Source organism: Pedobacter ghigonis, assembly GCF_903166585.1.
Lineage (GTDB): Bacteria > Bacteroidota > Bacteroidia > Sphingobacteriales > Sphingobacteriaceae > Pedobacter > Pedobacter ghigonis.
In genome coordinates this window covers 453,176-465,187 of sequence record NZ_CAESCM010000002.1, presented here as the reverse complement: position 1 = coordinate 465,187, position 12,012 = coordinate 453,176, and the positions used below count along the sequence as shown (strand labels likewise).

Annotated in this window: 9 protein-coding genes; 2 read left to right on the top strand and 7 right to left on the bottom strand. The window is 41.0% G+C overall.

The features are described from left to right. Window positions 1-130 precede the first annotated feature (130 nt). Entirely contained in the window at window positions 131-1,144 is a 1,014-nt protein-coding gene (locus tag HWV58_RS05270; protein ID WP_175633075.1) for a LacI family DNA-binding transcriptional regulator, read from the bottom strand. Between the two features lie 330 nt (window positions 1,145-1,474). Here HWV58_RS05270 and HWV58_RS05265 point away from each other — a divergent pair, with 330 nt between their 5' ends. Continuing rightward, window positions 1,475-1,834, top strand: a complete 360-nt coding sequence (locus HWV58_RS05265; RefSeq protein ID WP_175633074.1) for a response regulator — start codon at window positions 1,475-1,477, stop codon at window positions 1,832-1,834. An 11-nt stretch (window positions 1,835-1,845) separates the two neighbouring features. Here the strand turns inward: HWV58_RS05265 and HWV58_RS05260 are convergent, their stop codons facing one another. Continuing rightward, on the bottom strand, window positions 1,846-2,202 hold the full coding sequence (locus HWV58_RS05260) for a DUF6717 family protein (protein ID WP_175633073.1): 357 nt from the start codon (window positions 2,200-2,202) through the stop codon (window positions 1,846-1,848). Between the two features lie 144 nt (window positions 2,203-2,346). Between HWV58_RS05260 and dinB the strand changes: the two genes are divergently transcribed. Beyond that, a complete protein-coding gene (dinB, locus tag HWV58_RS05255; protein ID WP_175633072.1) occupies window positions 2,347-3,447 on the top strand; it encodes a DNA polymerase IV in 1,101 nt (366 codons plus the stop codon). A gap of 174 nt (window positions 3,448-3,621) precedes the next feature. On the opposite strand, the gene HWV58_RS05250 is transcribed toward dinB, so the two are convergent. From HWV58_RS05250 to HWV58_RS05230, 5 genes are all read right to left on the bottom strand, one after another. Beyond that, on the bottom strand, window positions 3,622-6,096 hold the full coding sequence (locus tag HWV58_RS05250; protein ID WP_175633071.1) for a glutaminase family protein: 2,475 nt from the start codon (window positions 6,094-6,096) through the stop codon (window positions 3,622-3,624). A 220-nt stretch (window positions 6,097-6,316) separates the two neighbouring features. After that, window positions 6,317-7,150 carry a PKD domain-containing protein gene (locus HWV58_RS05245; RefSeq protein ID WP_175633070.1) on the bottom strand — a complete coding sequence of 278 codons (834 nt, stop codon included), beginning with the start codon at window positions 7,148-7,150 and terminating at the stop codon, window positions 6,317-6,319. A 24-nt stretch (window positions 7,151-7,174) separates the two neighbouring features. Continuing rightward, the gene (locus tag HWV58_RS05240; protein ID WP_175633069.1) at window positions 7,175-8,617 is read right to left on the bottom strand and encodes a PA14 domain-containing protein; all 1,443 of its coding nucleotides are present in this window, start codon (window positions 8,615-8,617) and stop codon (window positions 7,175-7,177) included. A 30-nt stretch (window positions 8,618-8,647) separates the two neighbouring features. Beyond that, a complete protein-coding gene (locus tag HWV58_RS05235) occupies window positions 8,648-10,342 on the bottom strand; it encodes a DUF4983 domain-containing protein (protein ID WP_175633068.1) in 1,695 nt (564 codons plus the stop codon). Between the two features lie 31 nt (window positions 10,343-10,373). Then, complete coding sequence (locus tag HWV58_RS05230; protein ID WP_175633067.1) at window positions 10,374-11,993, bottom strand: DUF5008 domain-containing protein; 1,620 nt, start codon at window positions 11,991-11,993, stop codon at window positions 10,374-10,376. Window positions 11,994-12,012 lie beyond the last annotated feature (19 nt).

Below are 12,012 nucleotides of genomic sequence, written 5' to 3'. Positions count from 1 at the left end.
CAGGATCATTTTGAAGTCAATTTTCGGGAACGTTCCCGAAAACGGGTCAGAATTCTGCGTATTTTACACTAAGTGTCGATTTTTTTTGAATTTTTTGAGTTAAAAAAAGAGGAGATTTTCGGACCGTTTTTTAGACTGCTGAAGTCGAATTTCTCTTGATGATTTTAGAGGTTAAAACCACCTCATTTGGAGTGTTTTTATTGGCATTGCTATCCAGGATTGAGAAGAGTAACCGCGCAGCTTCTTCCCCTATTTCGGTAGCCGGCTGGGTAATGGTGGTGAGCGATGGATTGAGTAAGGGGGCAATCTCCAAACTGGAGAAACTGATCACCTTTAAATCAGTCGGGATATTGATCTTTAAATCGTAGCAGGCATAGTAAGTGGCAAATGCCAAACGTTCTACCGAAGTAAAAACACCATCGGGTTTTAATCCGGTTAATGCTTCTTTAATAATGATGCTGTTTTCTTCGTAACTATTGCTGCAATCTACAATCAGATGTTCATCAAAAGGAACCTGGTGTTTGGCGAGTGCATCGATATAGCCCTGCATACGGGTTTTACCGATAGATAAACTTTTATTTACCACCAGATAGGCAATACGTTTACAGCCTTGTTCTATCAGGTGTTCGGTAGCCAGAAAACTGCTGTCGTAATCGTTGGTAATTACACGCGGGGTGTCAATATCTTCGTAAATCCTGTCGAAAAATATCAGAGGCAGCCTTTTTGTCCCAAATTTATTCAGGTAATTGTGATCGTTGGCCTCGCCTGATACAGACATGATAATACCATCGGCCCTGCCATTGTGCAGGTGACGGATAAAAGTAACCTCCTTTTTGTAATCATCATCAGTTACATAAATGAGGATATGGTAACCGTTTTCGCGTGCTACCCGTTCTATACCATGTATGGCCTGCGAGAAATAATTGTTGGCCAGTTCGGGTACTATAACCGCAATGGTTTTACTTTTTTGCTCGCGCAGGTTACTGGCGTAGTGGTTAGGCTGATAGTTTAATTCTTTTGCTTTGGCTAGTATGCGCTCTTTGGTAGCCACGTTAATGTCGCTATTATCCCTGAAAGCGCGCGAAATTGTTGACGTTGATAAATTTAAAGCCTTCGCTAACTTCTTAATATTAATACTATCCATTTTTGGCCATTAAATTCAATTAACCTGAATTAATGCTGTAAATATAAAGCATTAAAATCCTAAATAATTTATAAGCACTGCAAATTATCTGTTTAGTGAGGCTAAAAAAATTTAAGAACACCTGAGTTAGCAAATGAAAACTGTGTTAAATTAGAATGATTTTTTATGGATTTCCCAATAAATTATATCATTTTTAAAGTCCTGAACTAACAAATAAATATTTACTTTTTTAAAACAAAAAGCATATTTAATGTATTAATAGTTAAAGGTTAATGATCATGTTTGCTTTTACAAAGTGTAAAGAGAACTGAATGGAAATAAAACTACAAAATGGGAAATAAGAAAATACTCATTGCAGACGATGACGAAGGCATTGTTGACGCTGTGACGATGATTTTGGAAGTGATGGGCTATGATGTTGATTATACTTATGACGGCGGGGCGGTAATTGATGCGGTAAAAAATAAGCCAGATTTAATTATGCTTGATATCTGGATGAGCGGTTACGACGGAAGGGATATCTGCAAGCAATTAAAAAACGACCCGCAATACAGCGGAATTCCAATTCTGATGATTTCGGCCAGCAGGGATATCAGACAGTCGGCTATGGATGCCGGTGCCAACGATTTTATGGAAAAACCTTTCGAAATGGATTCGTTGCTCAATAAGGTAGATCATCTTTTAAACTAAGCGTCTTTCCATTATTGATCTAACGCTTTAAAATAAATGCGCTCTGGCAACTGCTTAAATACAAATTCGGTTACATGGCAAAGCCAAAGCCTGTGGTTTTTAACTTCGCCTTTAAAGGTTTCCAGTATATAATCGCCACCACCACCCAGGTTTTCGTCACGAACGTAAACGAGCTCTAAAATTTCGGCCTGCTCAAAATGCTGATCTGCCATCAGCAATTTACATTCGGCTGCTGAAGCAGCAATCCAGTTTAACAAATCATCAGCTCCCTCAACCATTTGCAGGTCGCCCAGTGCTCCAGCCCATTCGGGAATATCGGCATACCATTCGTGTTTTGCATTCTTATAAAAGCGGATCGATCTTTCCATATTTTGTAAAGAAAAAAAATCTAATCCTATAATGCTAAAAAAAATAGCGAAATTTAGGCAAACATTAATCCCCGCTACCCTAGTTATAGTTGTTTTTAATCTGCAACTCACATTAGGGTTTACTGTGGATTATTTTTAGCATTCATGTCGGAAGAAAGCAATACGGTTTTAAGGAAAATAATCCACATTGATATGGATGCTTTTTACGCATCGGTAGAACAGCGTGATTTTCCCGAATACCGGGGCAAACCCATTGTGGTTGGAGGCAAACCCGATAGTCGGGGTGTGGTGGCTACCGCAAGTTACGAAGCCCGTCAATTTGGAATCCGTTCGGCCATGTCGTGCAGTAAAGCTTACCAGTTATGTCCTACAGCTATTTTTGTATATCCTCGTTTCGATGCCTATTCGGCTGTTTCGCAAGCCATCAGGGAAATATTTAGCCGTTACACCGATCTCATTGAGCCTTTATCTCTTGATGAAGCCTATCTGGATGTGACCGAAGACAAACTGGGCATTGGATCTGCAATTGATATTGCGCAGTCGATTAAGGATGCCATTAAAAATGAATTGAATTTAACCGCTTCAGCCGGGGTATCTGTTAATAAATTTGTAGCTAAAGTAGCTTCTGACATGAATAAACCAGATGGTTTAACGTTTATTGGCCCATCGAAGATTAAAGCTTTTATGGAAAAGCTCCCAGTTGAAAAGTTCTTTGGTGTGGGTAAAGTAACTGCAGGCAAAATGAAGGCCATGCAGCTAAATACGGGGGCGGATTTAAAGCAATTAACCGAATCGCAGCTGGTTGCACAGTTCGGTAAATCGGGTAGGTTTTATTACAAAATAGTTCGCGGAATAGACGAGCGACCGGTACAAGCTCACCGCGAAACAAAATCAGTCGGTGCTGAAGATACGCTTTCGGAAGATACCAATGATGATGCGGTAATGCATGATTTATTGAAACAGATTAGTGAAACCGTTAGCAAACGTCTGGAAAAATATCAGTTGAGTGGTAAAACAGTTACTTTAAAAATAAAATTTGCCGATTTTAAACTCATAACGCGGAGCAGGTCGTTTTCTACACCTATTTACCAGGCAGAGATAATGTATAAGGAAGCGGTTAAGCTTCTTGAAGAAGCTGACTTGGGTGCATCGAAAGTGAGGCTGCTCGGTATTACTTTGTCGCGCTTTTATGAAGACGGCCCCGTTGAAAAACCAGAAAGCAATCAGCTGGAGTTTGAATTTTAGTTTGCCGCTGTGGTTTTACCATATAAGGCATGTAAGCGCATTTAGTTTTATCGTTTAATCTAAGCGCGACAGAGTCGCGAAGCTAAAATGAGCGCAAGCTGAAAACTAAATAAAAAAGGTCCTGCACTAATGCAAGACCTTCGATTGTTAATTTAAAGGGTAATAAATTAAATCTTATTTGGCTTTTAGTTTATCGGCAAACATTTTCATGTAAAAACCACCGATTACACTACGTGCTTTAAAATTATCGCGGATACCTGTGTTTGAATCATAGAAATCGTTTAATGGTACTCTCGATTCTGTTTCTATAGCATGTTTATAAACCGGATGTACCAAAGCTTCAAACTCTGCTCTTGTTGGGGCAAACGTAGCTGTCCATAAAATCCAGTCGTTTTTGGTGTAAGCTTTTCTGCTATCCAATGGAATACCGTACCTGTTTTGTTTGGTTAAGTAATATTTGGTTTCAGTATCATAAATTTTCTGCGGGAAGAGATTTAAATCTAAAACCTTATCCCATACCAGGTTGTATTTCTGGCTCCAGGTGTTTTTATTATCGAAGGTTAAAGCGTAATGATCTCCTGCATCGGCCATTTCCATCCATTTTGGTACCATGCTTTCGGCAATATCGCGGTATTTTTTAGCAACGTCTGTATAACCTAAAGTTTGTGCCATTTGCGCATAACAGGCAATACCCACAATAGCTTTTACCGATAAGTTGGCGTTACGCGCCAGGTGACCGGCAAAATCATCGGTACACAATTGTGTTTTTGGATCTAAACCTTCTTTGGTTAAATAATCAACCCAGGTAGTTAATGTTTTCCAATGTGCTTTGGCGTAGTCGGCATTTCCTTGTGCCTTAGCAATAGCTGCAGTTAGGATAATCATATTGCCCGATTCCTCAACCGGCATTGGCTCGCCATAAGTTTGGCCATTTGCCAAAGGATAGGTCCCTAAATCGTGTGCAGCCCAAGGGTGAGGATATTTTCCGCTTTCGCTGAAATAGAAAATACCATTTAGCATACCCTGCAACAATTGTGGATTATAAATCAGGTATAATGGAGCTGATGGATAAGTTACATCAACGGTATTGATAAATCCACCGCTATTGTTCTCTTTTGATAGCCATAAAATTTCGCCCTGCTGGCTTTTCACTAATGTGTGGGCGGCAATACTCTGGCGATAAGCTAAGACACACAAATCGGCATATTCTTTTCCTCCCGATTTTAATGCATCGGCATATACTGCTTTATTAAAGGTTTCGCATTTGGCAATTACAGATTTATATTCGTTAGCCGCCGCTGTTAACTGACCTTCGATGGTTTCCTTACCCGAAGTATTCCACCATGGCCTTAAATTCTGGTTAAAGTATTGTACCGAATAAATCTCATCGTAACCCAGTTCAACAAATTTTTCTACAGCCGATTTACCTACATTGCCAAAAGGAATAAGGGTATTTAGCGCCAGCATTTTACCTTGTTTAGCTGTTGAGGCAGCATTGCCGTTTCTGAAAGCATCGGCGGCATCTTTTTCGGCAGTTACAAACTGAATGGCATTGCTGGTTTTTGGTGCAGCAACGTAAAAATACCCCCAATCAATCCGCATATCATCACTTGCTTTCTGAAGCACAGGTTGCTCTACAGTACCGGCTTTTAAAACCGACAATTTTGGCGTGTTGTATTTGCTGGTAGTTACCTCTTGCGAAGGTCTGTAAACCGCAATATTGGTTGATGCACTTAAATAAACCTTAACCTGGTGTGTTTTGCTATCGTTGGCTTTTACCTGGTAAGAAACGTAAGAAACCGGACGTGCAAACAAACCTAAATCGTTCATTAACAATGGCGATGTAAAGGTTACTTTTAAATCGATTTTGCCACAGGTAAAGTTGTAGATGGTTTGTGTAGCATTAATATCAACACTTTTTTGTTTAGCCAGCTGTACTTTTTCTGCGTTATCTTTTAATTTATCAACCAGGCCGAAATCGAGGTAGCGGCCACCTGCTGTGTTAATTAAATGAATGGCAATTACATTGGAACCAGCTTTTAATGTATTTTTATCGCTGTTGCTCAAGGCAATGTACTGGAAGGTATTTGTCCAGCCTTCTTTGGTATATACTTTCTTGCCGTTCAGGTAAACCTCAATGTTATCATCGTGGTTTATTTTTAAAAACAGTTCGTTTATTGATTTCGGGTTGGCAACATTAAATGTTCTGCGCACCCATATATCGTGCGATTTCCATAAGGTTTTAACGGTTTTTGCATCATCGCCAATAGGTGCTGCACCGATTTGCCAGCTAGCAGCGTTATAGTGTTCTGCTTTCCAGTCGCCCTGTGGTTCGGTTTCGGTATAATTTACCTGAAAGCCCTTTTCGTCAGATGCAGGTACTATGGTTTTGTAATTCGTAGCTTCTTTACCCAAAAAGCGGTAAATCCCGCCGTCTACATTAATAAGCCCCAAAAGTGAATGCTCGGCACCTGTCCAGTGCTGGGTAGACGATTCGTTTAATTTATCAGTATTAGACCAGATGCTGAAATAGGTATTGTGCGTAATTAAGGGATAAGCTGGTGCCTTTCGGTCCTGCGCTTTTAGCAAACCACCTGCAAACATGCAGCCCAGTAAGCCTAAAAATTTTAAAGTTTTGATTTTGTTCATAATGTGTGTATTGAAATTTATATTCCGGTTAGAAACAACGTTAGTTAAACGTTTTACTAAAGTATAAAATATAATTTAAATAGAAGAGAGAATTCAGGTTTTTAATTGTCTAAATGACAATTAAATTTAAACTATTGATCTCTGAAAAAATCTTCCCAAAAAAAATACATGAAGTTTTTAGGCCTCATGTATTTTCAAATGGTGTGGAGAGAATATTAACTTATGGTTGTTTTTTATTGATTGTCCACTCGGCAAGCTGGAATATACGGCTTCCCCTGTTCGATTTGATGTAAAGCCTGTAAAACTTATAGGCAATGTAATTATCGAAGTGGAAAAGTTTTGTCTGTTTCCTGCTTACGCCACTGTTCTCATTGGCCCATGGACAAACTGTTACGGTGTGCAAATCGGTAAACTGAATACCATCCAGCGAGCCCTGTAAAATCCAGTACCTTGGGTCGCGGTCGGCTGCATCGTTCCCCGAAGTCATGGTGTAGGCACCAACCACCTGTGGTGTATTAAGTTCGAAAGTACAGCGTTGCGTCCCATCAAAACCTGCCTGTAAGAATTTTGTATTGATGTCCTGATCTACAAGTTTACTAGAGCCTTCGGCAGAATTAGGACCTGCACCGGCCTCCAGGTTAACCGAAAACTTACCACCAATGGTTTTCATGTAGTTTTCGCCATATTTGGTCGGGTCGAAATTCGGATCGACAACTTTTAAATTGATCTCTTTGGTTGCAGAGTAGCCCTGTCCGTTACGGATGGTTAAAATTACGCGGTAAGTACCCGGAAAGCGGTACACGTGTTTAGGCGAAACTTCAACCGAAGTACTGTCATCGCCAAACTGCCATAGCAAAGATTTATAATTTTTTGGGTCGGCTGTAAACTGTACCTCCTGGTATTTTGCCGGATCCGGTATTTTATAATCGAAAGCTACCAGTGGTTTGGGCTCTTCCACTACGGGAACAACCTCCTCGGTATCGCTGTTTTTGCATTTTACCGTTAACACAACGATAAGCAGTAAAAGCGCACAGATGTTGAATAATCTTTTCATGTTACTTTTCATATCTATTTATGTTTATGGGGTTGGAAATAATTGTGTTCTTGGAATAGCACGTTTACCCGTTATACCGGCCGATGGCACTTCGTACTCGAGGTAAGCCTGCTGGCCACCCACATTTTCGCGGTGGTGTGCTTCAATTCTGTATCTGATACCACGTTCTAAACGAATAGTAGCCTTTCTTTCAGGTTTATCCCACTGTGTGGTGTAATCGTCGATAATGGCCTTACCATTAATATATAAACGCGATCCATCATCCCAACGGGTTTGATAGAAGATATAATCGCCCCTTACAGGTGCCAAAAATTCGCCGGACCATTTTGTGGCAAAATTATCACGGCTTAAAGCTGTACCAGAAGTATTTTTCACGTTATCCGGCCAACCATCGCCCGAAAATTCAATCGTACCATCAACGCGGGTAGCAAAAGGCTCACGCCCGTCATCTGGTGCCAGCTGGGTATTGGTATAGTATTTGGCAATTAAACCAGTACCGTTGCCGATAATCGGCGAGTTGTTATCAAGATTTACACTCGGTTCTATTACCACAATTACCTTACCTTTTGTAGGGTGAATTACGTGGTTGGTATTATCGCTAAGGCTTAATGCAAAAGCGAATTTCTTATTGGCTACAATGTTGGCATCGAAAACCGGCCATGGAATAGATAACCTCACGGTAGCACTGCTTGCACCGGTATTAAACCTTACCAAAGTATCGAGCGTAAAATCTTTAGCTGCAAGGTGAACGGCGTTTGTAAGCGTACCTGCCGAAAGCAAGGTAGCAATGGTATCGATATTATCTTTAACCTTAACATTAAATGCTGTTGTGGGGGCATTATCCAAACTGATAATTAATGGAATGGTAACTCCTGCCGGACCTACCTGATAATTTGGCCCCTGAACAACGGTATAGGTACCACCGCCCTGGAAAGTAAGGTAATGTACATCACTTTGTTTCAGTAAATCGGATGTGTTAATCACCACAAGAATAGTAGATTTACCGTTTGCAATTTTATTGCCTTTGCCCGGTGCCGAAAGCTTTAAAGCGAAAACCACTTTCTTACCTAAATAACGCTCCAGTACCGACCTGCGTACAATGGCAATTCCTTCGGCATTATCGGTGCCATAAGCCACATTAATTACGTTAGGATATTCTACTGCTGCCGAAGGCATTAATATTGCGTTGGTTAAACCTCCGTTACCGATTAACTGGGTAACCGTATCGTTATTTAGGGTTAGGCCCACCTGGAAAGCTTCTTCAGCCATACCCGAAAGGGAAATTTTGAAGGGCACTTTCACAAACTGGTTATCCATGGTTACATTACCAACTACAATGCCCTCGCCTGTAATACTTTTACCAGCCGGATCGGGTATTTTCAAATCTTCTATCTGCGATTCTTTACAAGAATAGGCACCAACAATGATGGTTAAACCCATTAGCAGGGAGTATATAATTTTTTTCATTTTTGATATTTTTAAATGATCATCAAAATTTTATTGATCTAACCAGACTCTTCCGTCAAGCGCCCAGGTTTGCTTGTTGGCTATTTTTAACCAGTTAATCATCTGAACGGGTATATCTGATGTTTGGGGCACCAACACCGCCAAAGTACTGGCAGATGGCGGACAGATCAAATCGTTAAAGTTTTCCCAAACGTATGCTCCCTGCAATTTGAAATCGCGGGCCTGCGAGGAAAGATCGATCATTTTATCGCCGTTTCCATCAGTAGCAGGCCAGTAACCAACTAAGTAATTGTAAGAAGGATGACTTTGATCAATAGCGGTTTCGCAGGCATATTGCTGAATTACACCATCTGGTACGCTTAGCTTAAAGAAACGGATATCGGTAACATATACATCGGGTTCTCCGTGGCCCTGGCCATTTAAATAACCCAGCTTAAGTGCGTTCGAATTGGCTAACGAACCTGAAGCCGTAATTTCTACCTCGTTGTTAAAAGTACCGTTTGTATAGGTACGGATAAATCTTTGACTACCGCGTTGCTCTAATTTAACGGAAAGATTTTCCCAACGGCCCTGAATAAGGTCGCCGCCTCTGCATTGTTTATAATCGCCATCTTTGGTACCTCTCCACTCGAAATACCAGTAGCGGTCTTCGAGATAAATTACCCAACCCACACTTGGGTGCCCGCTCGACCATTCGTTCCGCTTACCCAAAATACTTGGCCAGAAAAACTGCTCTTTGTTTTTTTTCACCTTAAGCTCTATGGTCATTTTAGTGGTATCGTCTATGTTATAAACGCTTGCATCTGCCGGTGCAATTTCTGCCCTGATGTTTTGTCCAACCAGCTTAACTGTTTTACCCAGATAACGGTTACCGGTAAATGGCTTTACGAGGATTCTTTTCTTATAGCTTGCACTGTAATAGATCACAAATGCATTATTGGCTGTTTTACTAAAAATGGTTTGATCATCAGCATTTGGTGGAAGTGTAAATGCACCGCCATCGCTCGAAGCAATTACGACCAGCCAGTCTTCGTTTGCGTAGTTTTTACGTTTCTTTAAAGCGGTGATAATCTCTCCTACTCCAGCATCAAATTTCTCGATAGCTGCTTTATAGGCAGGAAATGAATTATCGTAACCAGACGCGATACCGGCTTTATCTACATCGGTAAAATGCCCCACAACTACAGAGGCTGTATCGGTATTCAGCTGATTAATTACCGCTGCCTTTACCTGATCATCGCCAGCTACCAGATCGCTGATATCGGCACCGGTGGTTAAGCTCTTAAACACCGCCGATGAGGTATAAGCCGCAATTTTAGTCTGCGGCCTGCTTTCTTTAATCCGCTTAAAAATAATCGGATAGTTCTGCAGGTTATTATTGGTAAGTGCATCATCGTTTACCAGGCTTTTGGTTTTCTTTACCCCAGTTAACATGTTTGCCCAATTGCTGGCATTCTGTGTAGACTCGGGCTCATTTAAGGCCACCCAACTGTAAATAGAGGTTGGCAGTAAAGCGGTAATATTCGGGATATTGGCCGCAGCTACCGATTGTCCTCTTGCCCCATCAACAACCAGATACAAAACCTTACGGCTGCCGTATCTTACCTTTGTGGTATCGGTACCATCTTTAGCGGTAAGCGTTCTATCGAAATCTTTGTTACAAGAAAATATGGCTGTTGTAATTATTGCGGCCATTAAACCGATCAATAATTTATATTTTTTCATTATGCTCATCTTAATTTATATTTAACTGGGCTTATTCAATAGTTACTCTTACAATATTGTTATAGGGCTGATTATCGAAACGGTTAAAGCCACCGATCAGCAATAATGCTTTTTTTCCATCCGCAGATTTGGTTTCAACCACATCCGACAGGTTTCCGGAGAATGGGCCTGTGGCATTATATCCGGGTGCAAGTAAACCTGCTGCGGTAAGCACCATAAAACCATTACGGGTTACATTATTGTATTTTTTAAAACCTCCGCCTACTACAATCAGGCCGCCTGTAATTTGACGTGCAAAACCAGGATAGCCACCTTCGAATGATCGAGCGCTAAACGATTCGTCTAAGCTTCCGTCTTCGTTAATCAAGGCTATTCCGTTTGCAGGTTTGCCATTGTAGCGGGTAAAAGTTCCGGTAATTAAATACTTGTGGGTAGTAGCATTATAGGTAAGGGAGCCGATACCATTATCTACCCCGCTACCCGGGTTAAAGCTCTGATCTACCGTTCCGTCGGCTGCAAGCCTTAAGATCCTTACGGCAGGTTGCCCGTCGAAAGTATTGAAATTACCAAAAATCATTAGTTTTTCCAGGTTAGCGGCATCGGTGTGCATGTAGGTATCGATAGGTCCGTTGGCACTTACGTTACCTTTATTGGTTCCGGTATTGAAACGGAAGGTTTTATCCAGTGAACCATCGAGGTTAAACCTCAAGATCTGGCGGATTTCGGTACTATCCAGAATAACCGTATCGCGTGTAAAATCGTAATTATCTTTATCGTAAGTACGTTTTACATAGTACCTGAAATTACCTGTTGCCAGTATTTTTCCCTGGTGCGGATAAATGCGGTTGATAAATTCGTTTGTACCGCCATTAAATTTGGGAAACCATTTTTGGGTAACCGTATCGGTTAAGGTTGGTTTCTTTTTGGTTTGTATTTTAATGGTATCAATTGCTCCGTTAGGGTATAAACTGGTAATGTTGCTGATGTTTTCGGTACGCTGGTTGTAACCGCTAAAGCCTCCGGCAATGATAAACCTGCCGCCAATTTCGATTACGCGCGATAATGAACCATTCGCTCCTCTGCCCGTTCTGAAAGTACGGTCGTAATCGCCGTCTAACGATGTTCTGGCAATGCGGTTAATGTTGGTAATAATCCCCTTATTATCGTAGTTGTTAAAGGCACCGATTACCAGCGCACGGCCATCCAGCATTTCGTAAAACTGGCTTACATAACCATTTGTACCAGAGGTTGCTTTCCAGGTGATATCATTTTTGATAATGCCTGTTACTGTAAACTGCGGACCAAGTATTAACTGATCGCCAATGGCAATTGAAGTAATACCTGTACTTCCGGCATCGGGTACTTTAACCGTAATTTCGGTTGCAGTTACGCTTAATACCTGCGCTTTTTCGCCGTTAAACATAAAGGTTAACTGATCTTTATATGGCAAAAGCCCGGTGGCCTTAACGGTAACCGTTGTGCCTACAATACCTTCTGCAGGTACCGGCAGTAAAGTTTGGCTCATGCCTATACCCAATGCGGCCTTTCCATCTGCATATGGATCGCTACCCAATTCTTCTTCTTTTTTACATCCCTGAATAACTAAGGAGCAAAGAAAAAATACGATTAGCATGTATTTTATTTTTTTCATGTTTTTGTTCTTTTAAAAT

What these genes read in the sequence shown, in the direction of transcription:
- HWV58_RS05270 (WP_175633075.1), bottom strand. Translation starts at nt 1,144, where the DNA reads ATGGATAGTATTAATATTAAGAAGTTAGCGAAGGCTTTAAATTTATCA.
- HWV58_RS05265 (WP_175633074.1), top strand. Translation starts at nt 1,475, where the DNA reads ATGGGAAATAAGAAAATACTCATTGCAGACGATGACGAAGGCATTGTT.
- HWV58_RS05260 (WP_175633073.1), bottom strand. Translation starts at nt 2,202, where the DNA reads ATGGAAAGATCGATCCGCTTTTATAAGAATGCAAAACACGAATGGTAT.
- dinB (WP_175633072.1), top strand. Translation starts at nt 2,347, where the DNA reads ATGTCGGAAGAAAGCAATACGGTTTTAAGGAAAATAATCCACATTGAT.
- HWV58_RS05250 (WP_175633071.1), bottom strand. Translation starts at nt 6,096, where the DNA reads ATGAACAAAATCAAAACTTTAAAATTTTTAGGCTTACTGGGCTGCATG.
- HWV58_RS05245 (WP_175633070.1), bottom strand. Translation starts at nt 7,150, where the DNA reads ATGAAAAGATTATTCAACATCTGTGCGCTTTTACTGCTTATCGTTGTG.
- HWV58_RS05240 (WP_175633069.1), bottom strand. Translation starts at nt 8,617, where the DNA reads ATGAAAAAAATTATATACTCCCTGCTAATGGGTTTAACCATCATTGTT.
- HWV58_RS05235 (WP_175633068.1), bottom strand. Translation starts at nt 10,342, where the DNA reads ATGAAAAAATATAAATTATTGATCGGTTTAATGGCCGCAATAATTACA.
- HWV58_RS05230 (WP_175633067.1), bottom strand. Translation starts at nt 11,993, where the DNA reads ATGAAAAAAATAAAATACATGCTAATCGTATTTTTTCTTTGCTCCTTA.